This is a genomic window from Streptomyces sp. CY-1 (genome assembly GCF_047218265.1).
GTDB classification, from domain to species: domain Bacteria; phylum Actinomycetota; class Actinomycetes; order Streptomycetales; family Streptomycetaceae; genus Streptomyces; species Streptomyces niphimycinicus.
The window spans coordinates 5800338-5825099 of the sequence record NZ_CP178393.1; the positions used below are offsets into that span (position 1 = coordinate 5800338).

General features: G+C 70.1%; 19 protein-coding genes and 1 tRNA gene. 9 read left to right on the forward strand and 11 right to left on the reverse strand.

Annotated elements, in window-relative coordinates:
• The first annotated feature begins 124 nt into the window (after nucleotides 1–124).
• The 4 genes from ACK1X7_RS24920 (at nucleotide 125) to ACK1X7_RS24935 (ending at nucleotide 3424) form a co-directional block, all read left to right on the forward strand.
• Nucleotides 125–373, forward strand: coding sequence for a type II toxin-antitoxin system CcdA family antitoxin (locus ACK1X7_RS24920; RefSeq protein ID WP_102935284.1), 249 nt, complete (start codon nucleotides 125–127; stop codon nucleotides 371–373).
• On the forward strand, nucleotides 370–771 hold the full coding sequence (locus ACK1X7_RS24925) for a PIN domain-containing protein (protein ID WP_385112705.1): 402 nt from the start codon (nucleotides 370–372) through the stop codon (nucleotides 769–771). The genes ACK1X7_RS24920 and ACK1X7_RS24925 overlap by 4 nt, the downstream gene beginning before the upstream one ends.
• 109 nt (nucleotides 772–880) lie before the next feature.
• On the forward strand, nucleotides 881–2053 hold the full coding sequence (locus ACK1X7_RS24930) for a pyridoxal phosphate-dependent aminotransferase (protein ID WP_390793771.1): 1173 nt from the start codon (nucleotides 881–883) through the stop codon (nucleotides 2051–2053).
• A 183-nt stretch (nucleotides 2054–2236) separates the two neighbouring features.
• A complete protein-coding gene (locus tag ACK1X7_RS24935) occupies nucleotides 2237–3424 on the forward strand; it encodes a hypothetical protein (protein WP_413115654.1) in 1188 nt (395 codons plus the stop codon).
• A 43-nt stretch (nucleotides 3425–3467) separates the two neighbouring features.
• Here the strand turns inward: ACK1X7_RS24935 and ACK1X7_RS24940 are convergent, their stop codons facing one another.
• Nucleotides 3468–4010, reverse strand: coding sequence for a YbjN domain-containing protein (locus tag ACK1X7_RS24940; RefSeq protein ID WP_361495573.1), 543 nt, complete (start codon nucleotides 4008–4010; stop codon nucleotides 3468–3470).
• 108 nt (nucleotides 4011–4118) lie between these two features.
• Nucleotides 4119–6710 carry an ATP-dependent chaperone ClpB gene (gene clpB / locus ACK1X7_RS24945; protein ID WP_385148221.1) on the reverse strand — a complete coding sequence of 864 codons (2592 nt, stop codon included), beginning with the start codon at nucleotides 6708–6710 and terminating at the stop codon, nucleotides 4119–4121.
• 137 nt (nucleotides 6711–6847) lie between these two features.
• On the opposite strand from clpB, the gene ACK1X7_RS24950 reads away from it, so the two are divergent.
• Nucleotides 6848–7252 (forward strand): pyridoxamine 5'-phosphate oxidase family protein, encoded by a 405-nt coding sequence (locus ACK1X7_RS24950; protein WP_216343772.1) that lies wholly within the window; start codon nucleotides 6848–6850, stop codon nucleotides 7250–7252.
• 49 nt (nucleotides 7253–7301) lie between these two features.
• Here the strand turns inward: ACK1X7_RS24950 and proP are convergent, their stop codons facing one another.
• From proP to dnaK, 6 genes are all read right to left on the reverse strand, one after another.
• Nucleotides 7302–8840: a glycine betaine/L-proline transporter ProP gene (proP, locus tag ACK1X7_RS24955; RefSeq protein ID WP_385148255.1), complete on the reverse strand. Its 1539-nt coding sequence runs from the start codon at nucleotides 8838–8840 to the stop codon at nucleotides 7302–7304.
• Between the two features lie 129 nt (nucleotides 8841–8969).
• Nucleotides 8970–9341: a cupin domain-containing protein gene (locus tag ACK1X7_RS24960; RefSeq protein WP_351883268.1), complete on the reverse strand. Its 372-nt coding sequence runs from the start codon at nucleotides 9339–9341 to the stop codon at nucleotides 8970–8972.
• Nucleotides 9342–9482: 141 nt separating this feature from the next.
• The gene (locus ACK1X7_RS24965; RefSeq protein WP_385148218.1) at nucleotides 9483–9962 is read right to left on the reverse strand and encodes a heat shock protein transcriptional repressor HspR; all 480 of its coding nucleotides are present in this window, start codon (nucleotides 9960–9962) and stop codon (nucleotides 9483–9485) included.
• Between the two features lie 5 nt (nucleotides 9963–9967).
• The gene (gene dnaJ / locus ACK1X7_RS24970; RefSeq protein ID WP_390793769.1) at nucleotides 9968–11158 is read right to left on the reverse strand and encodes a molecular chaperone DnaJ; all 1191 of its coding nucleotides are present in this window, start codon (nucleotides 11156–11158) and stop codon (nucleotides 9968–9970) included.
• Between the two features lie 45 nt (nucleotides 11159–11203).
• Nucleotides 11204–11860, reverse strand: coding sequence for a nucleotide exchange factor GrpE (gene grpE, locus ACK1X7_RS24975; RefSeq protein WP_385148212.1), 657 nt, complete (start codon nucleotides 11858–11860; stop codon nucleotides 11204–11206).
• On the reverse strand, nucleotides 11857–13728 hold the full coding sequence (gene dnaK, locus ACK1X7_RS24980) for a molecular chaperone DnaK (RefSeq protein ID WP_216343767.1): 1872 nt from the start codon (nucleotides 13726–13728) through the stop codon (nucleotides 11857–11859). The genes grpE and dnaK overlap by 4 nt, the downstream gene beginning before the upstream one ends.
• Nucleotides 13729–13998: 270 nt before the next feature.
• Between dnaK and ACK1X7_RS24985 the strand changes: the two genes are divergently transcribed.
• Nucleotides 13999–16263, forward strand: coding sequence for a (Fe-S)-binding protein (locus tag ACK1X7_RS24985; RefSeq protein ID WP_385148208.1), 2265 nt, complete (start codon nucleotides 13999–14001; stop codon nucleotides 16261–16263).
• Nucleotides 16264–16485: 222 nt separating this feature from the next.
• Here the strand turns inward: ACK1X7_RS24985 and ACK1X7_RS24990 are convergent, their stop codons facing one another.
• Nucleotides 16486–19509: a SpoIIE family protein phosphatase gene (locus tag ACK1X7_RS24990; protein ID WP_385148360.1), complete on the reverse strand. Its 3024-nt coding sequence runs from the start codon at nucleotides 19507–19509 to the stop codon at nucleotides 16486–16488.
• Between the two features lie 504 nt (nucleotides 19510–20013).
• Here ACK1X7_RS24990 and ACK1X7_RS24995 point away from each other — a divergent pair.
• On the forward strand, nucleotides 20014–21723 hold the full coding sequence (locus ACK1X7_RS24995) for a VCBS repeat-containing protein (protein WP_413115655.1): 1710 nt from the start codon (nucleotides 20014–20016) through the stop codon (nucleotides 21721–21723).
• 241 nt (nucleotides 21724–21964) lie between these two features.
• Nucleotides 21965–22918, forward strand: coding sequence for a Yip1 family protein (locus ACK1X7_RS25000; protein ID WP_390793767.1), 954 nt, complete (start codon nucleotides 21965–21967; stop codon nucleotides 22916–22918).
• Between the two features lie 151 nt (nucleotides 22919–23069).
• Here ACK1X7_RS25000 and ACK1X7_RS25005 read toward each other — a convergent pair whose 3' ends face one another.
• Nucleotides 23070–23567 carry a phosphoribosyltransferase gene (locus ACK1X7_RS25005; protein ID WP_361493438.1) on the reverse strand — a complete coding sequence of 166 codons (498 nt, stop codon included), beginning with the start codon at nucleotides 23565–23567 and terminating at the stop codon, nucleotides 23070–23072.
• Between the two features lie 5 nt (nucleotides 23568–23572).
• Complete coding sequence (gene dcd, locus ACK1X7_RS25010) at nucleotides 23573–24148, reverse strand: dCTP deaminase (RefSeq protein WP_078642588.1); 576 nt, start codon at nucleotides 24146–24148, stop codon at nucleotides 23573–23575.
• A gap of 530 nt (nucleotides 24149–24678) precedes the next feature.
• On the opposite strand from dcd, the gene ACK1X7_RS25015 reads away from it, so the two are divergent.
• Nucleotides 24679–24752 (forward strand) — tRNA-Gly (locus tag ACK1X7_RS25015).
• The last annotated feature ends 10 nt before the right edge of the window (nucleotides 24753–24762 follow it).

Sequence of the window (24762 nt, forward strand, 5' to 3'; positions counted from 1 at the left end):
GAAAACGAGCGCGGAAACCAGCGAGTGCGCCTCGCGCCGGGTGGCACCACCATCGAGCGCGGCGCCCCCACACCGGTCACCGCATCGGACATCAATCGCACGCATACTGGAGTATGCTCGGCTCATGTCCGCCACGACGCGTATCACCGTCACCCTGCCCACCGAGCAGGTCGCCGAGCTGCGGAAGCTCACCGACAACGTGTCCGGCTATGTGGCCGAAGCGGTAGCCCGCCAGATCCGCCACCAACTCCTCGGCGACGATCTACGGCGCCACCAGGAAGAACAAGGCGCCTTCACGGACGAAGAGCTGGCCGAAGCCCGCGCCAAGATCTTCGGCACTGCCGACCGGGCCGACCATACGGACGCCGCGTGAGCACAAACCTCGAGACCGTCGTCCTGGACTCCCAGGGGCTGTCCGCCTGGGTCGCCCAGGACCGGAAGGCTCTCGCGATGTTCCAGGTGTTCCACGAAATGGGAGCTGATCTCGTCGTCAGCGCCAACACCATCGTCGAAGTCAGTCATTCGCGAGTGAATCTCCCACGCCTGCACTGGGCCCTCTCACGGGTAAAAGTCGAACCCGTTACCGAACAGGCGGCCAAGGCAGCCGCCGAACTGCTCAAGTCAGCAGGACTGCACGGGCACAAATACGCGATCGACGCCACCGTCGCCGAGGCAGCACTACGCCAGCCGCCACCAGTCGCCGTACTCACCTCCGACACCGACGACATGGCCAAGCTCTGCGATGACCGCGTGCGACTGATCGGCCTATGAGGGCCCGGCCGAGTCCCCGTACCTCGCGGGGATGAAAACCCCGGACCACTCCACGCGCGGGGCAGGGGCGGCTTGAGGAAGTCCGGATGTTCGGCGGAGTATGGGCGGCATGGGACGACCGCCGCTCAATCGCCGACTGGCCGCCTTCGGGACCACGATCTTCGCCGAGATGTCCGCCCTCGCCGTGCGCACCGGCGCGATCAATCTGGGCCAGGGCTTTCCGGACACCGACGGGCCCGAGGAGGTGCGCGAGGCCGCCGTACGGGCGCTGCGGGACGGGCGGGGTAATCAGTACCCGCCCGGACCCGGGGTGCCCGAGTTGCGTGCCGCCGTCGCCGAGCACCAGCGGCGCTGGTACGGGCTGGGCTTCGACCCCGACAGCGAGGTGCTGATCACCGCGGGCGCCACCGAGGCCATCGCGGCGTCGCTGCTGGCGCTGGTGGAGCCGGGGGACGAGGTGGTCGCGCTGGAGCCGTACTACGACTCGTACGCCGCCTGTATCGCCATGGCGGGCGGGGTGCGCGTCCCGGTCACCCTCCGGCCCGACGGGGACACCTTCCGGCTGGATCTGGACGAGCTGCGAGCCGCCGTCACCGATCGCACCCGGCTCATCCTGCTCAACACCCCGCACAACCCCACCGGCACCGTGCTCACCCATGATGAGCTGGCCGCGGTCGCCGAGCTGGCCGTCGAGCGCGATCTGCTGGTGGTCACCGACGAGGTCTACGAGCATCTCGTCTTCGGCACCGCGCACACCCCGCTCGTCTCCTTCCCCGGGATGCGCGAGCGGACCGTCACCATCAGCAGCAGCGGCAAGACGTTTTCGTTCACCGGCTGGAAGGTCGGGTGGGTGACCGGCGCTCCCGAGCTGGTCACGGCGGTGCGCTCGGCCAAGCAGTACCTCACCTATGTCTCGGCGGGGCCCTTCCAGTACGCGGTCGCCGAGGCGCTGCGGCTGCCCGACGCCTATTTCCACGGCATCCGCGAGGATCTGCGCGCCAAGCGCGATCTGCTGGCCGACGGCCTGACCGACGCGGGCTTCCAGGTCTTCCGCCCCTCGGGCACGTACTTCATCACCACCGACATCCGGCCCCTGGGCGAGACCGACGGCTTCGCCTTCTGCCGCTCCCTCCCCGAGCGCTGCGGCGTGGTCGCCGTCCCGAACGCGGTCTTCTACGACCACCAGGACCAGGGCTCCCCCTTCGTCCGCTTCGCCTTCTGCAAGCGTGATGAGGTCCTTACGGACGCCGTCGCCCGTCTGAAGACGCTCGGCACGGGCTGAGGAGGCGCCTCCGGTCACCTGGGCAGGGACCGGGCAGGCCCGGTGCGCCTCCCCCGGATGGGCCTTCCAGGTCGCGGGCGGCCGCTGCCTGGCGGATGGTCGGTGTGTCCGCCGAGCCCCCCTGGTCCGTCCCCTCCCGGGGGCTCGGCGCATGTCCGTCGGGCGCCCGCACCGGAGGTTTCCGTGTCCGCCGACACCACCGCGTCCACCCGGCCCCCGGAGCCGCCCGGACGACCGGCCACCCGGCGGGGGGTGCGGGCGTCGCTGGGGCGGGCGTGGCCCGCGCTGGCGGTGTACGCGACGGTGCGGGCCGCCGGGATCGGATGCGTGGCGGTGGGGGCCTGGCGGACCGGGAAGCATCCGCGGACGCAGCTCGGGCACTACTGGGACAGCATCTGGTACGTGGGCATCGCCCAGCACGGCTACGGCACCAGCCGGCCCTCCGTCACCCACCCCGGCCTGACCTTCAGCGATCTCGCGTTCTTCCCGCTCTACCCGGCGCTGATCAGGGCCGTCACCAGCGTCCTGCCCCTGAGCGCGGTGACGGCGGGGCTGCTGATCACCTGGGTCGCGGCCGGGCTGGCGGCCTGGGGCATCCACGCGGTCGGGGAGCGGCTGTACGGGCGGCGAGCGGCCCTGATGCTGGTCGTGCTGTGGGGGCTGCTGCCGCATGCGGTCGTCGAGTCCATGGGGTACACGGAGTCGCTGCTGACCGCGCTGGCGGCCTGGTCGCTGTACGCGCTGCTGACCCGGCGGTGGCTGTGGGCCGGGGCGCTCGCGCTGTGCGCGGGGGCCACCCGGCCCAATGGGATCGCGGTCGCGGCGGCGGTGTGCGCGTGCGCGGCCGCCGAGGTCTGGCGGCGCCGTGGGCGTACGTCCTGGCGGGTGTGGGCGGGCGCGGCGCTCTCACCGCTCGGCTGGCTCGGCTACACCGGCTGGGTGGGAGTGCGGCGCGGCACCTGGCACGGCTATCTGGACGTCCAGGACCGCTGGGGCACCTCTCTCGATCTCGGTGCGAGCGTCTTCCGCTCCGTCCGCGGCCTGATCATGGGGGGCGGCACACCGCCGCACTACATGTCCCTGATCGTCATCGGCGCCTCGCTGGTCTCGCTCGTCTGCCTCGCGCTGCGCCCGCCGCCGCTGCCGCTGGTCGTCTACACCCTGGCCCTGGTGTTCATCGCGCTCACCGGCTCGCACTACTTCGCGTCCAAGCCGCGCTTTCTGCTGCCCGCCTTCCCGCTGCTGTTCCCGGCGGCGCTGGCGATGGCAAGAGCCCGGCCACGCACCGCCGTCCTGGTGGGCGGCGTACTGGCCGGGCTCTCCTGTCTCTATGGGGCGTATCTGCTGACCATGGCCGGCAGCCCGGCCTGACCGCGATACGGGCGGGCCCAGGGCTTGCGATACGGCTCCCGGCTCAGACCTGGCCGTCGCCGTCGTCCGGCTTGTCCTCGCCGTCGGACTCGATGTCGGCCTCCAGACCGAGCTGTTCGACCAGCCAGCGGTCGAACTCGATCGAAGCCCGCACCCAGCTCACCGTGCTGGACACGAAGTGCTCAAGGCTGACGCCGGTGCCGATCAGCATCTGCGCCTCGCCGATCAACCGGACCGTGCCGTCGTCATTGGTGTGGGTGTAGACCTTCGGCCACAACGTGCGGCGGTTCCAGTCGTCGAGCGCCTCGAGCAGCCGCGGCTTCTCATCGATGCCGTGCGGCCGGTCGTAGAACGTACGGACGGAGAAGACCTGCTGCTCCTCCTCCCCGCGGAACATGAAATAGGTGCGGAACTGCTCCCACGGCGCGGCGAGGTCCCCCTCCTCGTCGACGACGTACTTCAGCTCCATCTGCTCCAGTAGCTGCTTGACCAGATCCTGGTCGGGCAGCACGGGGCCGCTCGGACCCGTCGGTTCGGGCTCGGGCTGACCCCCGAAATTCGGAATCGAGGACGGGTCGATGCTCACCGTGGATTTCCCTTCGTATGGAATACCGCCATCCTCCCTCACACCCGCCCCCGCCGTGCAACCCCGGCCGTACATTGCCCGATCCGGCCGAACAGGGACCGGCGGGACCTATTGCGCGGGGCCCACCAGCAGGCCGTCGCCGACCCGGTCCACCCGGACCTTGTCGCCGTCGCGGATCTCCCCGGCGAGGATCTCCTTGGCGAGCTGGTCTCCGATGGCGGTCTGGATCAGCCGGCGCAGCGGGCGCGCCCCGTACGCCGGGTCGTTGCCCTCCTCGGCCAGCCATTCCAGCGCGGCCGGGGTGACGTCGAGGGTCAGCCTGCGGTCGGCGAGGCGGCGGGCCAGCCGGGCGATCTGGAGCTCGGCGATCCGGGCCAGCTCCGGCCCGCTGAGCGCGGAGAAGACCACGAGGTCGTCCAGGCGGTTGAGGAATTCCGGCTTGAAGGAGGTCCTCACGGTCTCCAGCACGCTCTGCTTCTTCTCCTCGTCGCCGAGCAGCGGATCCATCAGGTACTGGCTGCCCAGGTTGGAGGTGAGCACCAGGATGGTGTTGCGAAAGTCCACCGTCCGGCCCTGGCCGTCGGTGAGCCGCCCGTCGTCCAGGACCTGGAGCAGGACGTCGAAGACCTCGGGGTGGGCCTTCTCCACCTCGTCCAGCAGCACCACGCTGTACGGGCGGCGGCGCACCGCCTCGGTGAGCTGGCCGCCCTCCTCGTAGCCGACGTATCCGGGCGGGGCGCCGACCAGCCGGGCCACGCTGTGCTTCTCGCCGTACTCGCTCATGTCGATGCGGACCATGGCCCGCTCGTCGTCGAAGAGGAAGTCGGCGAGCGCCTTGGCCAGCTCGGTCTTGCCGACGCCGGTGGGGCCGAGGAAGAGGAACGAACCGGTGGGCCGGTCCGGGTCGGCGATGCCCGCGCGGGTCCTGCGCACGGCGTCCGATACCGCCCTTACGGCTTCCATCTGGCCGATCAGCCGCTTGCCCAGCTCGTCCTCCATGCGCAGCAGCTTCTTGGTCTCGCCCTCCAGCAGCCGGCCGGCGGGGATGCCGGTCCAGGAGGCGACCACATCGGCCACATCGTCCGGGCCGACCTCCTCCTTGACCATGGTGGGGCGGTCCTGCTGGACCTCGGCCTCGGCCTCCGACGCCTCGGCCAGCTCCCGCTCGACGGCCGGGATCTCCCCGTACAGCAGCTTGGAGGCGGTGTCGAAGTCGCCGTCGCGCTGGGCGCGCTCGGCCTGGCCGCGCAGCTCGTCCAGCTTCTCCTTGAGCTCACCGACACGGTTGAGGCCCTGCTTCTCCTTCTCCCAGCGGGCGGTGAGCCCGCGCAGCTCCTCCTCCTTGTCGGCGAGGTCGCGGCGCAGCTTGTCCAGCCGCAGCTTGCTGGCCTCGTCGGTCTCCCGGGCGAGCGCCATCTCCTCCATCCGCATCCGGTCCACCGACCGCTGGAGCTCGTCGATCTCCACGGGGGAGGAGTCGATCTCCATCCGGAGCCGGGAGGCCGCCTCGTCGACCAGGTCGATGGCCTTGTCGGGCAGGAAGCGGGAGGTGATGTACCGGTCGGAGAGGGCGGCGGCGGCCACCAGCGCGCCGTCGGCGATCTGCACCTTGTGGTGGGCCTCGTAGCGGCCCTTGAGCCCGCGCAGGATGGCGACGGTGTCCTCGACGGTCGGCTCGGCGACCAGCACCTGCTGGAAGCGGCGCTCGAGCGCGGCGTCCTTCTCGATCCGCTCGCGGTACTCGTCCAGCGTGGTGGCGCCGACCATGCGCAGCTCACCGCGGGCCAGCATCGGCTTGAGCATATTGCCCGCGTCCATCGCGGAGTCGCCGCCGGCGCCCGCGCCGACCACGGTGTGCAGCTCGTCGATGAAGGTGATGATCTGGCCGTCGCTGGACTTGATCTCGGCCAGGACGGTCTTCAGCCGCTCCTCGAACTCACCGCGGTACTTCGCGCCCGCGACCATCGCGCCGAGGTCGAGGGCGACCAGGCGCTTGTCGCGCAGGCTCTCGGGGACGTCGCCCTTGACGATCCGCTGGGCGAGCCCTTCGACGACGGCCGTCTTACCGACGCCCGGATCGCCGATCAGCACCGGGTTGTTCTTGGTGCGCCGGGAGAGCACCTGCACCACCCGGCGGATCTCCTGGTCCCGGCCGATGACCGGGTCCAGCTTGCCCTCGCGCGCGGCAGCGGTGAAGTCCGTGCCGAACTTCTCCAGGGCCTTGTACGTGCCCTCCGGATCGGCCGTCGTCACCCGCTGTCCACCCCTGACCTTCTCGAACGCGGCGAGCAGCTTCTTGGCGCTCGCCCCCTGCTGGTCGAGCAGCTCACCGGCCTGGCCGCCCTTGGCGGCGATGCCGATGAGCAGATGCTCGGTGGAGACATAGTCGTCCCCCAGTTCCCTGGCCCGCTGGGTGGCGTCCGCGACGACGGCGAGCAGCTCGCGGCCGGCCTGCGGCGGGGCCACGGTGGAGCCCTGGACGCTGGGCAGGGCGGCGAGCAGCCGCTCGGCGCCGCCGCGCACATGGGCCGCGTCGGCCTCTACGGCTGCCAGCAGATCCATGACGTTCTCGTTGTCCTGGCCCTGGAGCAGGGCGAGCAGGAGATGCGCGGGCGTCATATCCGCGTGTCCGGAGGACACCGCCCGGTCATTGGCGGCGCTCAGCGCCGCCCGGCTCTTGTTGGTCAGCTCGGCATCCACGTCCCTGTGCTCCTCCTCGCTGCGATCTTCTCATCCTGCCCTACCCAACCTCCGCAAAGTTGAGTCTATTCCACTCAATCTCGCTCACGCCACTCCCCTGGTCTGAGGTTCCGGGCCATGTCGGTAGGTTCTGGACCATGCCTGTCGACCCCCGCAACCCCGATCCCGAGTACCTCGATTTCTGGCGCGAACGCCATGTCTGCACCCTGACCACCCCCCGCCCGGACGGCACCCCGCATGTCGTCCCGGTCGGTGTCACCTACGACCCCGAGGCCGGGCTCGCCCGCGTCATCGCCAACCGCCACAGCCGTAAGGTCGCCCATGTCCGGGCGGCGGGCGAGGGCGGTGCGCGGGTCGCGGTCTGCCAACTGGCGGGCAGGCGGTGGGCCACGCTGGAGGGGCTCGCGGTCGTACGCGAGGAGCCCGAGCTGATCGCGGAGGCGGTACGCCGCTACGCCGAGCGCTACGAGCGCACCCCGCGCCCCAACCCCGACCGCGTCCTGATCGAAATCACCCTCACCCGCGCCATGGGCAAGGGGTGAGTCAGCGGGTGAGTCAGCGCCGTGGGCAAGGGCTGAGGCCCGGGCCGGATCACTCCTCGCCCTCCCCCTCCCGGTGGCCCGCCCCCGCCCAGGGGTGGCGCAGCCGGATCCAGACGTCGCGGGCGTGCCGCCCGGCCTCCGTACGGCTCTCGGCCACGGCCGTACGCGCCTCCTCCTCGGTCTCCACCATGGGCCCCGAACCGCGCAGCGGCTTCCCCGCCGTCTCGTGCAGGAACAGCGTGGCGATCAGCCCGATCACCCCCGCCGCCATCAGGTAGAAGGCGGGCACCAGCGTGTTGTGCGTGGTGGCCACCAGCCAAGAGGCCAGCAGCGGCGTCGTCCCGCCGAACAGCGACACGGAGAGGTTGTACGAGATCGACAGCGCGCCGTAGCGCAGCCGGGTCGGGAACAGCGCCGGAAGCGTGGCGGCGCTCGTCCCCGCGAAGGTGACCAGCATCGCGCCCAGGATCAGACAGCCGATCGCGGGCATCAGCACACCGCCCGCCCGGATCAGCAGCACCGCCGGAATGGCCAGCGCCACCAGGCCCAGACTGCCGAACAGGAACAGCGGCCGCCGCCCCCAGCGGTCGGAACCGCGCCCGACCACCGTGATCGCCAGCACCACGAACAGCATGGTGCCCAGCACCAGCACCTGGGCCGTGGTGGGGTCCTGGCCGAGCGTGGAGGTCATATACGTCGGCAGATACGACGTCACCATGTAGTTGGTGACGTTGTACAGCAGCACCAGGCCCATGCAGATCAGCATCGCCTCCCAGTGCCGGGTGAAGATCTCCTTCAGCCGCCCATGACCGGACTGGCGGGCCGCCTCGACCGGCACCGTTTCGCCGTGCGCCTCCGCCGCCTGCGCCGCCTCGGCCGCCCGCTCGGCCTCCTGCTGGAACGCCGGGGTCTCCTCCAGCCGCAGCCGCATATACAGACCGATCAGCCCCAGCGGCCCCGCCACCAGGAACGGCACCCGCCAGCCCCACTCCACCATCCCGGTCTCACCGATGACCGCGGTGAGCACGGTGACCAGACCGGAGCCCAGCGAATAGCCGATGAAGGTGCCGAAGTCGAGCCAACTGCCGAGGAAGCCACGGCGCTGATCGGGCGCGAACTCGGCGATGTAGGTGGTCGCCCCCGCGTACTCACCGCCGGTCGAGAAGCCCTGCACCACCCGGCAGGCCAGGAGCAGCAGCGGGGCGGCGAAGCCGATCCGGGTATAGCCGGGCAGCAGGCCCACCGCGAAGGTGCCGGTCGCCATCATGATCATGGTGGTGGACAGCACCCGCCGCCGCCCGATCCGGTCGCCCAGCGGCCCGAACACCAGCCCGCCCAGCGGCCGCACCAGAAACGCCACGGCGAACGTGGCGAACGTGGAGACCACCTGGGTGGCGGGGTTGTCGGCGGGGAAGAAGACCCTGCCGAGGGTGACCGCGACATAGGCATAGACACCGAAGTCGAACCACTCCATGGTGTTGCCGATCGCGGTCGCCGCGACCGCGCGGCGCATCCCCGGCTTGTCGACGACGGTGACGTCCTCGATCGCCAGCGGCTCCTTACGGCGCCGCAGCAGCGTCCGGATCAGTTGGTCGGTACGGGCACTTCCGTGCGGCCACCCCCCGCGGCGGGGTCCACGCGGTGGTATCCGACCGGTACTCATCTCGTCCCCTGCCGACGGCTGAACCGCTACAGGACGCCGCTCCCGCCCCCCGTGTCAGGCCCCGGCCTCACTCGACTTCGCATACGTCAACGCCATCTGCCCCGCGACGTCGTACACCACGACCTGCTCATCGCCGACGACCCAGGCGTCATGGCCGGGCGCCACCACATACACATCCCCGGGCCCCACCTCGGCCTCCGCGCCATCGGCCGTGCGCAGCCGCATCCGGCCCTGGACCACGATCCCGCTGTGGTGGACCTCGCACAGATCGGTCCCCACGATCGGCCGCACCGACTCCCGCCAGCGCCATCCGGGCTCGAAGGTGCCCACGGCGAAATCCAGCCCGGTCAGATGCAGGGCTTCGATATGGCCTCCGGGAAAGTCACGCCGCTCATCCGGCTTCTCGATCGTCTTGACTTCCACCATGGCGATACCTCCTCCCATAACTCCATGGTGGACCCGGCACGCCCCATCGGCGCGCCCGACCAGCGGCCCCGCCGGGCACGCGAAAGGCCCGGTGGCCGTAAGGACGGTCACCGGGCCTGCGATCAGCCGCGCGCCGGGGTGCTACTCCGGGCGCTTGGGGCGCCAGACCACCAGAGCGCTGCTCTGCTGGACGTCCTGGTAGCGGACCAGGTCGCGGCGGTAGGAGGCGTGGACCTGGGCCTCGCGCTGCTGCATGGCGGTCGCGGCGCCCTCGACCGCGGCCTGGAGCTCGGCGACATGGGCCTGGAGAGCCGCGACCTGGTTCTCCAGTTCGATGATGCGCTTGATCCCGGCGAGGTTGATGCCCTCGTCCTGGGACAACTGCTGGACCTGGCGGAGCAACTGGATGTCCCGCGCGGAGTACCGCCGGCCGCGGCCGGCGGTACGGTCGGGGGATACCAGGCCGAGGCGGTCGTACTGACGCAGGGTCTGCGGGTGCAGCCCGGAAAGCTGGGCCGCCACCGAGATGACGTACACCGGCGAATCCTCGGTCAGCTCATAAGGGTTACGGGGCCGGCCGGCGCCCCTGCCTCCGATGCCTCCTCGGCCGTGCGACTCCATTGGGGTCACGCTCCCTTCGCGGCCTTGAACAGCTCCGCCCGTGGGTCCTCTCCCACGGTCGCTTCGCGATACGACTCCAGCGCGTCCCGCGCCGTGTCACTCAGCTCCTGCGGCACCATGACCTCGACGGTGACCAGCAGGTCTCCGCGCGTGCCGTCCTTACGGACCGCGCCCTTGCCACGGGCGCGCATCGTGCGTCCGTTGGGCGTGCCGGGCGGCAGCTTCAGGGTGACCGGCGGGCCGCCCAGGGTCGGGACCTTGATCTCGCCGCCGAGCGCCGCCTCCGGAAGGGTGACGGGCACGGTGACGGTCAGGTTGTCGCCCTTACGGCCGAAGACCGGATGCGCGTCCACGTGCACGACCACATACAGATCGCCGGCCGGGCCGCCGGTCTCGCCGGGGGCACCCTTGCCGCGCAGCCGGATCCGCTGGCTGTCGCTGACACCCGCGGGGATCCGGACCTGCATGGTGCGGGCGGAACGGGCCCGTCCGCTGCCCTTGCAGGTCTCGCACGGGTTCTGCGCGATCAGGCCGCGGCCGCGGCACTCCACGCACGGGTCGGTGAGCGAGAAGCCGCCCCCGCCGCCCCGGCTGACCTGGCCGGTGCCGACACAGGTGGGGCAGACCCGCGGGGTGCCGTCCCGGTCGCCGGTGCCCGAGCACGCCTTGCACGGGGCCTGGCTGGACATCCGCAGCGGGACCGTGGCCCCCTCGACGGCCTCGGTGAAGCTGAGCGTCACCTCGGACTCGATGTCCTGGCCCCGGCGCGGCTGGGCGCGGGTGGCGCCGCCGCGGCCGAACAGCCCGCCGAAGACATCCCCGAGCCCGCCGCCGAAGCCGCCGGCGCCACCGCCACCGGGACCGCCGCCGCCCTGGGCGCCGCCGAAGAGGTCGCCCAGGTCGAAGTTGAAGTTCCCGGTGCCGCCCGGACCGCCGGGACCGGGGCGGAATCCGCCGTTCCCGAAGAGCGAGCGGGCCTCGTCGTACTCCTTGCGCCGCTTGGGGTCGCCGAGGATGTCATTGGCCTCGGAGATCTCCTTGAAGCGGTCCTCCGCCTTGGCATCGCCCTTGTTGGCGTCCGGGTGGTACTCGCGGGCGAGCTTCCGGTACGCCTTCTTGATCTCCGCCTCGGTCGCGTCCTTGGGGACGCCGAGGACTTTGTAGTAGTCCTTCTCCACGAAGTCCTTGGTGCTCATCCTCGACGTCCCTCCTCTCCTGCTGCTCCCGCGATCACCGTCACGTCAGCCCTCTTCCGGGCCACCGCTCTCCTCGTCCGGCGCCGCGGCCTCGCCCTCGCCGCCCTTGGCGGTGGCTCCCGGCTGGGGCTCGGCGACCGCGACCCGCGCCGGGCGGATCGTGCGCTCGCCGATTCGATACCCCGGCTGGAGAATCTGCACGCACGTGGTCTCGGTGACATCCGGCGCGTACGAATGCATCAGGGCCTCGTGCACCAGCGGGTCGAAGGGCTCGCCCTCCTTGCCGAACTGCTGAAGGCCCAGCTTCGCCGACACCGTCTCCACCGATTCGCCGACCGACTTGAAGCCGCCGACCAGCTCGCCGTGCTCACGGGCCCGGCCGATGTCGTCGAGCACGGGCAGCAGCTCGGACAGGAGGCTCGCCACGGCGATCTCCTTGACCGTCACCCGGTCCCGCTCGACCCGGCGCCGATAGTTCTGGTACTCCGCCTGGAGCCGCTGGAGGTCGGCCGTCCGCTCATTGAGGGCGGTACGCACCTGGTCCAGTTGTGCCTGAAGGGCTACCTGCTCGAGGTCCCCGGCCGGGGCTGCCGGGCCCGCCTTGTCGGCGGACCCGGCGCCCTTCGCCGCGTCGTCGGGGGTCTGCGCGGCCTCGGAGGGGACGTCGGGCTGCTCCTCGAAGCCCGGGGTCTCCTCCGTCACGCGGCACCACCCTGGCCCTTGTCGGCCTTGTCGTCGTCGACGATCTCGGCGTCCACCACATCGTCATCGGCCTTGGCCTGGCCCGCGGCGCCGGCGTCACCGGCGGCGGCACCGGCCGCGCCCGGGCCGTCCGCCTGGGTGTTGGCGTACATGGCCTGGCCCAGCTTCTGGCTGACCGCGGCGACCTTCTCGGTCGCGGTGCGGATCTCGGCGGTGTCCTCACCCTTGAGCTTCTCCTTCAGCTCGGTGAGGGCCTCCTCGACCTCGGTCTTGACCTCGCCCGGGACCTTGTCCTCGTTGTCCTTGAGGAACTTGTCCGTCTGGTAGACGAGCTGCTCGGCCTGGTTGCGGGTCTCGGCGGCCTCGCGGCGCTTGTGGTCCTCCTCCGCGTACTGCTCGGCCTCGCGCATCATGCGGTCGATGTCGTCCTTCGGCAGCGCGGAGCCGCCGGTGACGGTCATCTTCTGCTCCTTGCCGGTGCCGAGGTCCTTCGCGCCGACGTGCATGATGCCGTTGGCGTCGATGTCGAAGGTGACCTCGATCTGCGGCACGCCGCGCGGGGCCGGCGGCAGGCCGGTCAGCTCGAACATCCCGAGCTTCTTGTTGTAGGCCGCGATCTCGCGCTCGCCCTGGTAGACCTGGATCTGCACGGACGGCTGGTTGTCCTCGGCCGTGGTGAAGATCTCCGAGCGCTTGGTCGGAATGGTCGTGTTGCGCTCGATCAGCTTGGTCATGATGCCGCCCTTGGTCTCGATGCCGAGGGACAGCGGGGTGACGTCGAGCAGCAGGACGTCCTTGACCTCGCCCTTGAGGACACCGGCCTGGAGGGAGGCGCCGATGGCGACGACCTCGTCCGGGTTGACGCCCTTGTTGGCCTCCTTGCCGCCGGTCAGCTCCTTGACGAGCTCGGCGACGGCGGGCATGCGGGTCGAGCCACCGACCAGGACCACGTGGTCGATCTCGGACAGCGAGATGCCCGCGTCCTTGATGACGTTGTGGAACGGGGTCTTGCAGCGCTCCAGCAGGTCGGAGGTGAGCTGCTGGAACTGGGCGCGGGTGAGCTTCTCGTCCAGGTGCAGCGGGCCCTCGGCGGACGCCGTGATGTAGGGCAGGTTGATGGTGGTCTCGGACGAGCTGGAGAGCTCGATCTTCGCCTTCTCAGCGGCCTCGCGGAGGCGCTGAAGGGCCATCTTGTCCTTGGACAGGTCGACGCCGTGGCCGTTGTTGAACTGCTTGACCAGGTAGTCGACGACGCGCTGGTCCCAGTCGTCACCACCGAGGTGGTTGTCACCGTTGGTGGCCTTGACCTCCACCACGCCGTCGCCGATCTCCAGCAGCGAGACGTCGAAGGTGCCGCCACCGAGGTCGAAGACCAGGATGGTCTGGTCGTCCTTCTCCAGCCCGTAGGCGAGCGCGGCGGCGGTAGGCTCGTTGACGATACGCAGGACGTTGAGGCCCGCGATCTCACCGGCTTCCTTGGTGGCCTGGCGCTCGGCGTCGTTGAAGTACGCCGGGACGGTGATGACCGCGTCCGCGACCTTCTCGCCGAGGTACGACTCCGCATCCCGCTTGAGCTTTTGCAGGATGAAGGCGCTCATCTGCTGCGGGTTGAAGTCCTTGCCGTCGAGGTTGACCTTCCAGTCGGTGCCCATGTGGCGCTTGACCGACCGGATGGTGCGGTCGACGTTGGTGACCGCCTGGCGCTTGGCCACCTCGCCGACGAGCACCTCGCCGTTCTTCGCGAACGCCACGACGGACGGCGTGGTCCTGGCGCCCTCGGCGTTGGTGATGACGGTGGGCTCACCGCCCTCGAGAACACTGACGACGGAGTTCGTCGTACCCAGGTCGATGCCGACCGCACGTGCCATTTCGGGATCCTCCAGCTACAGCATTGAGTGGAACAGGCTCAAGCGTGCATCAGCCGGATCGCCGCTGTCAACAGACCTGAGTCGCATGGGCTCAAGTTTTATATGAGGCTTATGCCCAACCAAGCACGGATGAGAGGGAGAGGGGGCCAAGTGAGCGACACAGATCACCGGCTCGTCGACTACATACGCCCCCGTCCGGGCGGGTAATCTCGGTCAAGCCACATTAAGTTACTGCTTAGTAATCCAGCTCGCAGGTTCGAGGAGCCCCATATGCAACTCGCCGCGATCATCGTGTCGCTGGTCCTCACCGCGGTCGGCGTTGCCCTGCTCGGCCGGGCCGTCGCACAGTTCGTGCGCTTCTTCAAGCTCGGCGCGCCGGTCCCAGCGGGGGTCAGGACCGACAACCCCTACCAGCGCAGCGTGACCCTGGCCCGGGAGTTCCTCGCGCACACCCGCATGAACAAGTGGGGCGTGATCGGCGTCGCCCACTGGTTCGTGGCGATCGGCTTCCTGACCCTGCCGCCGACCATCATCAACGCCTACGGCCAGCTCTTCCAGGCGGACTGGACGCTGCCGATCCTCGGCGGATTCCTCCCCTACGAGCTGTACATCGAGTTCATCGGCACGATGACCACCCTGGGCATCCTGACGCTGATGGCGATCCGGCTGCTCAACCTGCCCAGCCGGGCCGGCCGCAAGTCCCGGTTCGCGGGCTCCACCGCCTGGCAGGCGTACTTCGTCGAGTACGTCATCCTCATCATCGGCGTCGCGATCATGGCCCTGCGCGGCACCGAGGGCGCGCTGCACCACGTCGACACTTACGAGCCCGCGTACTTCGCCTCGTATCCGCTGGTCCAGCTCTTCGACGGGCTCAGCGTGGACACGGTGCAGAACCTGACCTACCTGTTCGCGATGATCAAGCTCGGTACGACCATGATCTGGATGATCACGGTCAGCACCAACCTCGACATGAGCATCGCCTGGCACCGCTTCCTCGCCTTCCCGAACATCTGGTTCAAGCGCAACGCGGACGGCGATGTGGCCCTCGGCGCGCTTCAGCCGATGGTGAGCGAGGGCAAGCCGATCGACTTCGAGGACCCGGACGAGGACGCCCAGTTCGGCGTCTCGCAGATCGAGCACTTCTCCTGGAAGGGCATCCTCGACTTCTCCACCTGCACCGAATGCGGCCGCTGCCAGTCGCAGTGCCCCGCCTGGAACACCGGCAAGCCGCTGTCGCCCAAGCTGCTGATCATGGCGCTGCGCGACCACTCGCACGCCAAGGCGCCGTATCTGCTCGCCGGTGGCGGCAAGACGGCGGAGGGCGAGGAGAAGGCCGGCGAGGGGCAGCTTGCCGATGTGCCCGCCGCGGCCCTGGCCGAGGCCGAGCGCCCGCTGATCGGCACGCTCGAGGAGAATGGCGTCATCGACCCGGACGTGCTGTGGTCCTGCACCACCTGCGGCGCGTGCGTCGAGCAGTGCCCGGTGGACATCGAGCACGTCGACCACATCGTGGACATGCGCCGCTACCAGGTGATGATCGAGTCCTCGTTCCCGTCCGAGGCGGGCACGATGCTCAAGAACCTGGAGAAGAAGGGCAACCCCTGGGGGCTGGCCAAGAAGCAGCGCCTCGCGTGGACCAAGGAAGTCGACTTCGAGGTGCCGGTCGTCGGCAAGGACATCGAGGACCTCACCGAGGTCGACTACCTGTACTGGGTCGGCTGCGCGGGCGCCCTGGAGGACCGGGCGAAGAAGACCACCAAGGCATTCGCGGAGCTGCTGCACATCGCGGGCGTCAAGTTCGCGATCATGGGCGGCGACGAGGCGTGCACCGGTGACTCCGCCCGCCGTCTGGGCAATGAGTTCCTCTTCCAGCAGCTCGGCCAGCAGAACGTCGAGATGCTGAACATGGCCTTCGGGGAGGATGCCGAGGAAGGCGTCACCGTCGAGAAGGCCAAGAAGAAGATCGTCGCGACCTGCCCGCACTGCTTCAACACCATCGCGAACGAGTACCCGCAGCTCGGCGGCGAGTTCGAGGTCATCCACCACACCCAGTTGCTCCAGCACCTCATCGACGAGGGCAAGCTGGTCCCGGTCACCCCGGTCGAGGGCCTGATCACCTACCACGACCCCTGCTACCTGGGCCGCCACAACAAGGTCTACACCCCGCCGCGCGAGATCATCGCCAAGGTGCCGGGGCTGCGGAACGAGGAGATGCACCGCCACAAGGAGCGCGGCTTCTGCTGTGGCGCGGGCGGCGCCCGGATGTGGATGGAGGAGCGGATCGGCAAGCGCGTCAACAACGAGCGCGTGGACGAGGCGCTGTCCCTCAACCCGGACATCGTCTCCACCGCCTGCCCGTTCTGCCTGGTGATGCTGACCGACTCCGTCAACGGCAAGAAGAACGACGGAAAGGCGAAGGAAGAGCTCCAGGTCGTGGACGTGGCGCAGTTGCTCCTCGACTCGGTGAGGACCCCGGCCGAGCCGGAGGACGGCGGCAAGAGCGCCGAGGAGCCGGAGCCGGCCCCGGCCAAGTAACGCCGCAACCGGTGCGAAGCGCAGAAGCCCGCCCACGGGGTCCGTGGGCGGGCTTCTGGCTGTGCTGGGGGCCGTAAGGTGGCCGCGTTGCCCCTCGGTGGCCGCGTTGCCCCCTTGACGGCTTTGACGGGCCTCAGGAGCCCTACGGCCCCGTCACTAGCCCCTACGGCCCCGTGAGCGCCTTATGGCTTTCATGCGAGCCCTTGGAGCGCCCTGAGGCCCTTACGACCGCGGCTTGCCGCTCTTCGACAGCGGCAGCGCCTGCTCGGTCCAGATGACCTTGCCGTCCGAGGTGTAGCGAGTGCCCCAGCGGTCGGCGAACTGCGAGACCAGGAAGAGCCCCCGGCCGCCCTCGTCCGTCGTCCCCGCGTACCGCAGATGCGGGGAGGTGCTGCTGGTGTCGAAGACCTCGCAGATCAGGCTGCGGTCGCAGAGCAGCCGCACCCGGATCGGGCCGGTCGCATAGCGGATCGCGTTGGTGATCAGCTCGCTGAGGATGAGCTCGGTCGTGAACGCGACATCGCCCAGATCCCACTCCGCCAGCTTCTGGGCCACCGCGGCCCGCACCGCGGCCACCTGCGACGGGTCACAGGCCACCTCCCAGTCGGCCGTCAGACCGGACTCCAGCACCCTCGTACGGGCCACGATCAGCGCGATGTCATCGCTCGGGCGGTCGGGCAGCAGCGCGTCCAGCACGGCCGTACAGGCGTCCTCGGGCGTCCGGCCGGGGTGGGACAGGGCATCGCGCAGCATCTCCAGACCGGTGTCGATGTCCCGGTCGCGCTTCTCGATCAGGCCGTCCGTGTAGAGCACCAGATGGCTGCCCTCGGGCAGGTCCAGCTCCGACGTCTCGAACGGCAGCCCGCCCAGGCCCAGCGGCGGCCCGCCCGGGAGATCGAGGAACTCCACCGAGCCATCCGGACGCACCAGCGCGGGCGGCGGATGACCGGCCCGCGCCATCGTGCACCGCCGCGTCACCGGATCGTAGATCGCGTACAGACACGTCGCCCCCGTGATCCCCTCGCTCCCACCGCCGTCGCCGTCCAGTCCGCCGGGGCCCTCGTCCTGGTCGATCCGGGCGATCAGATCGTCGAGGTGGGACAGGATCTCGTCGGGCGGCAGATCGAGGGTGGAGAAGTTGTGCACCGCCGTCCGCAGCCGCCCCATCGTCGCCGCGGCGTGCAGACCGTGCCCGACGACATCGCCCACCACCAGCGCCACCCGCGCCCCCGGCAACGGAATGACGTCGAACCAGTCGCCCCCGACCCCCGACTCGGCCGGCAGATAGCGGTACGCCACATCCAGCGCGTTCTGCTCCGGCAGCATCCGGGGCAGCAGGCTGCGCTGAAGGGTCACCGCCATCGTGTGCTCGCGGGTGTAGCGCCGGGCGTTGTCGATGCTGACGGCGGCCCTGGTGACCAGCTCCTCGGCGAGGGAGATGTCGTCCTCCTCGAAGGGCTCCGGCTTCTCCGCGCGCATGAAACTGGCCACGCCCAGGACGACGCCCCGGGCCCGCAGCGGCACCGTGATCATCGAGTGGATGCCGTAGTCGACGATCCGCCGGGCGTGCTCGGGGTCCTGTTCCTGCCAGCCGGCGAAATCGCCCAGGACCGGCTCGACCGTCACCGCTCCGCTGCGGAAGCCGCGGGCCTGGGGCGCGCTCGGGCCGAATTCGATCAGCATGCCGAGGGGGTAGAGCGGGCCGTCGTCCCGGATGCCGCTGAGGGCCGTACGGCGCAGGACGGTACCGCCGCCGTCGGCGACCGCCACGGCGCTCCACGGGCCCGCGTCCGGGGCGCCGGTGCCCACCGCTCCGTCCGGGGGCTCCTCGCCGCGCAGCACCGAGTCCGCGAGGTCCACCGATACGTAGTCGGCGAACCGGGCCACCGCGTACTCCGCCAGCTCCTGGGCGGTGCGCACCACGTCCAGCGTGGTGCCGATGGAGACGCCCGCGTCGTACAGCAGCTTGAGCCGGTTGCGCGCGAGGTCGACCTTGCCGGACAGCGCGCGCAGCTCCGTGGTGTCGCGCAGGGTGGCGACGCTGCCGGGCGGGCCGCCGTCGCGGTCGGTGGGGCGGTGGCTGACGGACAGCAGCCGCTCACCGGCCGTATGGACCTCGTCGGTGGCGGGGCGCCCGGAGACCAGCAGCGCGGCGGTGTGCGGATCGAAGCCGAGCTCGGACACCAGCCGGCCCTCGGCGTCCGGCGGGAGGTCGAAGAGCCGGCGCGCCTCGTCGTTGGCGAGCACCAGCCGCCTGTCGCCGCCGACGATCAGCACGCCCTCGCGCACCGAGTGCAGCACCGCGTCATGGTGCTCGTACATCCGCGTCATCTCGGCCGGGTCCAGCCCGTGGGTCTGGCGCCGCAGCCGCCTGCTGACCAGGGCCGTGCCCGCCGTGGCGAGCGCCATCGCGGCCGCGGCCGCGCCGAACAGCAGCGGAAGCTGATGGTCGGCCGCACCGCTGACCTTCTTGATCGTGATACCGGCCGCGACCAGGCCGACGACCTTCCCGTGGCTGTCCTTGACGGGCACCACGGACCGCACGGACAGGCCGAGGGTGCCGGTGAAGGTCTCCTGGACCGTCCGGCCCTCCGCCGCTGCCCGGATGCTGCCCATGAAGTGCTTGCCGATCCGGGCGGGATTGGGGTGGGTGAAGCGGATCCCCTGGGGTGTCATGACGACGACGAAGTCGACGTGGGAGCCCTTACGGGCGCGCTCGGCGAGCGGCTGGAGCACGGCGCTCGGATCGGGCCCGCGGATCGCGCTCACCATCCCCGGCGCGCTCGCGAAGCTCTCGGCGACCGCCATGGAGCGGTTACGGGCCTCCCGCTCACTGTCGTAGCGGGACTGAAGGACGAGCGCCACCACGGCGGCGACGACCAGCAGCAGCACGACCCCCACTTGCAGGACGAAGACCTGGCCGGCCACGGTGCGCACGCCGCGCACCGGGTTCCGCCGGGGCCGCCCGTAGCCGCGGCCGTGTGCGGTGCCGTGGCCGGAGCCGGGCCCGGACCCGCCGCCGGTCAGGCCGATGCGCACCGGCGACCGCTTCTGCGGGCCCCGCTGGGCGTACGCGTCCTGGCGGCCCTGCGGATCCCAGTGGTCATGGGAATCCGGCGAGCCCTGCGGATCGGATTGATCGCGCCGGTCCCGCTGACCCTGCTGGTCCTGCTGAACGCGCCGCCCACGTCGCTCCCACGCCGAGCGGGGCCCCTCACGCCGACCCCGTGGACGCCAGTCGTTCATCGTGCGGGCCGGCGGAACCCGTGGTCGACCGAAAAGTCCGGCCATGTCGTTATTTCTAGCACCCTCGCTCAGCGGCGGGCGAGCGGCATCCGCCGCCGGGCGCCAAGCGCTCCCGTCCGACATCGCGACTACACCCCGCCCGACCCCTCTTTCGCCGGTCTCGCCGCTTCACCCGTCACCCGCACACCGTGCGTTAAGCACATGGCTGCCCCCGCTTTTCCGCGTTGAAGTTCCGCGTCGACCGACTACCGATACTGGCCGTGAAGTATCCCTTCTCACAACGACGTTACGAATTCCCTACAGGATCATGCCCGACAGCGCATAGGTAAATGTCCTGGACAGACCTTGTGCTCCAAAGGTCATCTTTACAGCCAACCGGACTGATCGGTCCCGCGTCCTCCCATACGGCCATTGAGCGGACGAGGACGAAACGCCAGGCATCACACTCGTAACGAAGTGCCGCGCCCCTTGGCCTCAGCCGCCCTGATGGGTTGAGGTGGCCCGATGACGCCCGCGCCTCCCCCCACCGCACCACCCGGCCGCGTCCCGGGCCCCCGACGCCGCACCCTTCTCCGCACTCCTTTCCGCACCCTCTTCCGCGTCCCCACCGCCTCCACCTCCTCCATCGCCTCCACCTCCTCCATCGCCTCCACCTCCTCCGTCGCCTCCATCGCCGCAGGTACGGCCTGTCTGGCGCTGCTGCTCGCCGCCTGCGGCCCCGACGACGGCGGCGCACGGGCTGAGCGCTCCTCCTCCGCCAGCGGGTCCGTCATCACCCCCACCGCCACCGCGCCCGTCCCCCACGGCAAGGGCAGCCGGCTGCCGGATGACGTCAACGGCGACGGCTATCCCGATCTGCGGCTCCCCGTCCCGTCCGGCAAAGGGGGGCTGCCCAGCCGGATCGCCTTCGTCCACGGCTCGTCCCACGGTCTGAATCCCGCCACCCGCACCGTGCTGCGCCACCGCGACCTCGGCCTGCCGTCCCAGGACGTCACCGTCGCGGGCGCGACCGAGGTGGCCACGGCCGACCTCGACGGCGACGGCTACGCCGACGTCACCACCACGGCGGGCGAGGCCCTCGGCGAACGCGAGACGGAGCGCACCCAGGCCACCGTCCGGACCGTCCCCTACATCTCCTGGGGCGGCCCCGGCGGCCCCCAGATGACCCGCTCGGCCGCCCGCGTCCAGTTGACCGGCCCGGACGACGGCGTGGACGCCCAGCGCCCGACCGTCGGCGACTTCGACGGCGACGACCACCACGACCTGGCCCTGATCCGCGAGGACCGCCACTCGCTGCTGGTGCTGTACGGGCCGTTCAACCGGGCGGGCAAGGCCGCCCGGACCGTTCCGTACGCGAGCCCGCTGGACGGCCACGCCGAGATCGGCGATCTCATCGCGGACACCATCGCGGACAGCGACTCCGCGGACGGCACCGCCGATGGCCACTCCGCGAATGGCACCGCCGATGGCCAATCCGCGGACGGCACCGGCACCCACACCGCCGACGGCCACCGCGCCACCGATCTGGTGGTGCACGCGGTCAACGACAACGACCAGTCCGGCTCCACCCTCCTCCCCGGCGGCTCCCACGGCCTCAGCACGAAGGGCCGCAAGCTGCGCGAGGGCAACGCGATCACGTTCGGCGACTTCGACGGCGACGGCCGCCGCGATGTCGCGGTCGGCGACAGCGGCACCCGCAATGACGAGCCGGGCGGCGAGACGGAGCGGCCGGACATCGGTAAGACGGTGAGCGTCTACTACAAGCGGACGACGCGGCCGGGACGGGCCGATCCGCGCCCTCTGGAACCACGCCCTCTCAAGATGCCGGGGATGTCGGGCAAGCTGGCCGCCGCCGACACCGACGGTGACGGCACCGATGAGCTGGCCGTCTCGCTCGGCCGGGGCGGCGTCGAGCTGCTCACCCTGCGCCGGGCCTCCCACACCGCCACGCCCCGCGTCGCCGGGCGTCACCTCCTGACCCGCGCGGCACCTTCCGTCGTGGACGGCAAGACGATCCGTAAGGACGAGCGCGCGGCCCGGCTCTACGACGTCGCGGACTTCGATCATGACGGTAAGGACGAGGTCGTCCTGGCGTGGGGCCCGGGGCTGGCCTTCTCGCGGTACGGCGAACGCCCCGAGTGGTGGTGGATCACGGACGGCACGAAGGACAAGACGGCCTTCAGCAGCAAGCCGTTCGGGGCGGACGCGCACTAGGGCGGCGAGCCGAGAGCGCGAGGGCGTCTTGCGAGGGCGTCTTGCGAAGACGGGCGTTACGAAGACGTCTTGCGAGGACGGGCGAACGCCGGGGGAACCCCGGGCGGGTACACCGGATACCCTCAGGAGCCGCCGGGGGAAAACCCATAAGGGACCCCCTAAGGGATGTCACAGTTCGGCCGCAAAGCCTGGTCCGCCACACAGCTCCCGCGCCCGGCCCGCTACGACCGGGTACGTTCGAATGGTGGCTGGATTCAGGATCGGACGCGGACGGGACTCCCACTCCGCGCAACAAGGGCAGCAGCAGCGGCCGCCGCAGTCGCCGTACGGACAGCAGGAGCCGTACGGCGGTCAGCAGCCGCCGCAGTGGCAGCAGCCCTCCTCACAGGGAGAGCCGGAGTACTTCGGCGGCCAGAACCCGCACTACGGCCCCGGGCACGGCCCTGGCCCCGGGCACGGAGGCCATGGCCAGGGGCAGAGACCGTACGGCCAGGGCGGCGGCTACGCCGACAACAACGCGGGCCATACACAGCAGTTCAGCGTCGGCGAGGCGCCCGACGCGTACGACCCGTACGGCCAGGCCCCCGGTTCGTACGACGACGGCTACGGCGGGCAGACCTACCGCGCCGGCTCGTCCACCGCCCCGCCCGCCGGCCCCCGGCTGCACTGGCAGCAACTGCTGAGCGGCATCGTGCTGCGCCCGTCGGCCACCTTCTGGCAGATGCGGGACTACGCGGTGTGGGGCCCGGCGCTGATCGTGACCTTCGTCTACGGTCTGCTGGCGGTCTTCGGCTTCGACGACGCCCGCGAGGACGTCCTCAACGCTTCCATGGGCAACAGCATCCCGTGGGTGCTCACCGCGGGCGTCGCCATGGTGATCAGCGCGCTGATCCTGGGCGCCGTCACCCACACCCTCGCCCGCCAGTTGGGCGGCGACGGCACCTGGGCACCGACCATCGGCCTCTCGATGCTGATCATGTCGATCACGGACGCGCCGCGGCTGGTGTTCGCGCTCTTCCTGGGCGGCGACAGCTCGCTGGTGAAGGTGGTGGGCTGGCTGACCTGGCTGGCCGCGGGCGCGCTCTTCACCACGATGGTGAGCAAGTCGCACGACCTGCCGTGGCAGAAGGCACTGGGCGCCTCGGCGCTCCAGCTCATCGCCCTGCTGAGCCTGCTGAAGCTGGGGACGCTGTAAGGCGGCCACCGCATTCCGCACGACCAAGGGGCCCGCGCCGCGGGCCCCTTCCTCATCTCACGCGCCACCGCACGGGCTTGGCACCAGTGCACCCGTAAGGCGCCCATCACCCATCAGGCGTCCCGCACCCTTCAGAGGCTTCCCGCACCCATCAGGCGTCCCGTACCTGGCCCTCCCGCCGCACGACGGGCGGTTCGACGCTCCACGGGAAGTTGATCCACTGATCGGTGTGCTTCCAGATGTACTCGCACTTCACCAGCGACTGCGGCTTCTCGTAGATCACCGCGCTGCGCACCTCGGCGACCGAGCCGAGGCAGAAGTCACGGACCAGCTTCAGCGTCTTGCCGGTGTCCGCCACGTCATCGGCGATCAGCACCTTCTTGTCGGAGAAGTCGATCGCGTTGGGCACGGGCGCGAGCATCACGGGCATGTCGAGGGTGGTCCCCACGCCCGTGTAGAACTCCACGTTCACCAGGTGGATGTTCTTGCAGTCGAGCGCGTACGCCAGCCCACCGGCCACGAAGACCCCGCCCCGGGCTATGGAGAGCACGATGTCGGGCTCGTACCCATCCTCGGCGATCTTCTCCGCCAGCTCGCGGACGGCGACCCCGAACCGCTCGTACGTAAGGTTCTCGCGCTGCTCACCCATGCCGCTCATACCTTCGTCCGATGGAAGCGCTGGAACGACCGCGAGGGCGTCGGCCCGCGCTGCCCCTGATAGCGGGAACCGTAATGGGCGGAACCGTAAGGATGCTCGGCGGGCGAGGTCAGCCGGAACATGCAGAGCTGCCCGATCTTCATCCCCGGCCACAGCTTGATCGGCAGCGTCGCGACATTCGACAGCTCGAGCGTGACATGCCCGGAGAACCCGGGGTCGATGAACCCCGCCGTGGAGTGCGTCAGCAGCCCCAGCCGCCCCAGACTCGACTTCCCCTCGAGCCGCGAGGCGATGTCATCGGGCAGCGATACGACCTCGTACGTCGAGGCGAGCACGAACTCCCCGGGATGCAGGATGAACGCGTCCTCGCCCTCGGGCTCCACGAGCCGCGTCAGATCGGGCTGCTCCACCGCCGGGTCGATATGGGGATAGCGGTGGTTCTCGAACACCCGGAAGAACCGGTCCAGCCGTACATCGATACTCGACGGCTGCACCATCGCCGGGTCGTACGGATCAATCCGCACCCGTCCGGCGTCGATCTCGGCCCGGATGTCCTTGTCTGAGAGAAGCACCCGAAGAGGATACGCACATCGGACCCACCCCCACGGCACAGGCCCGGCCCCACCGGACCGGGCCCGCACCCTGCGGCTTCATCGGCTACCGCTTACCGCTTCTCGGCACCCACCGGCACAGCGTGCCGAAGCCGGGCGCAACGCGGACACCGCAGCAACCGGCCGGGACCAATGCGGTCGACGGTGAGGTGCTGCATCGGGAACGAGGCGGTGCTGAATACGTGCCCTTCAGCACAACGGACGACGGTGCGCTCCATTGAGTCCCTTCCCCAAGAACGTGAACGGCGTGGACGACAAAAGCCACATTAGGGGATCAACCACCCACCACTCCACGCGGCACTCCGCACCCCCACCGTACGCCCAACTCCCGCACCCCAACAGCCGCTTCCGCCCCACCCACACGCCAGAATTCCACCCCAAAACACCCCAGAATCCACCCCGAACAGCACGAAGACCCCATGACGAATGCGCCTGGGGTCAGCCATGGGGTAAAGTGTCCGACGATGCGGCGCCGAGATCAGGCGCCCCTCGCGGGTGTAGTTTAATGGTAGAACATGAGCTTCCCAAGCTCAGAGCGCGGGTTCGATTCCCGTCACCCGCTCCAGCACAAAGCC

What these genes read in the sequence shown, in the direction of transcription:
- ACK1X7_RS24920 (WP_102935284.1), top strand. Translation starts at nt 125, where the DNA reads ATGTCCGCCACGACGCGTATCACCGTCACCCTGCCCACCGAGCAGGTC.
- ACK1X7_RS24930 (WP_390793771.1), top strand. Translation starts at nt 881, where the DNA reads ATGGGACGACCGCCGCTCAATCGCCGACTGGCCGCCTTCGGGACCACG.
- ACK1X7_RS24950 (WP_216343772.1), top strand. Translation starts at nt 6,848, where the DNA reads ATGCCTGTCGACCCCCGCAACCCCGATCCCGAGTACCTCGATTTCTGG.
- ACK1X7_RS24960 (WP_351883268.1), bottom strand. Translation starts at nt 9,341, where the DNA reads ATGGTGGAAGTCAAGACGATCGAGAAGCCGGATGAGCGGCGTGACTTT.
- ACK1X7_RS24965 (WP_385148218.1), bottom strand. Translation starts at nt 9,962, where the DNA reads ATGGAGTCGCACGGCCGAGGAGGCATCGGAGGCAGGGGCGCCGGCCGG.
- dnaJ (WP_390793769.1), bottom strand. Translation starts at nt 11,158, where the DNA reads ATGAGCACCAAGGACTTCGTGGAGAAGGACTACTACAAAGTCCTCGGC.
- dnaK (WP_216343767.1), bottom strand. Translation starts at nt 13,728, where the DNA reads ATGGCACGTGCGGTCGGCATCGACCTGGGTACGACGAACTCCGTCGTC.
- ACK1X7_RS24985 (WP_385148208.1), top strand. Translation starts at nt 13,999, where the DNA reads ATGCAACTCGCCGCGATCATCGTGTCGCTGGTCCTCACCGCGGTCGGC.
- ACK1X7_RS24990 (WP_385148360.1), bottom strand. Translation starts at nt 19,509, where the DNA reads ATGAACGACTGGCGTCCACGGGGTCGGCGTGAGGGGCCCCGCTCGGCG.
- ACK1X7_RS24995 (WP_413115655.1), top strand. Translation starts at nt 20,014, where the DNA reads ATGACGCCCGCGCCTCCCCCCACCGCACCACCCGGCCGCGTCCCGGGC.
- ACK1X7_RS25000 (WP_390793767.1), top strand. Translation starts at nt 21,965, where the DNA reads ATGGTGGCTGGATTCAGGATCGGACGCGGACGGGACTCCCACTCCGCG.
- ACK1X7_RS25005 (WP_361493438.1), bottom strand. Translation starts at nt 23,567, where the DNA reads ATGGGTGAGCAGCGCGAGAACCTTACGTACGAGCGGTTCGGGGTCGCC.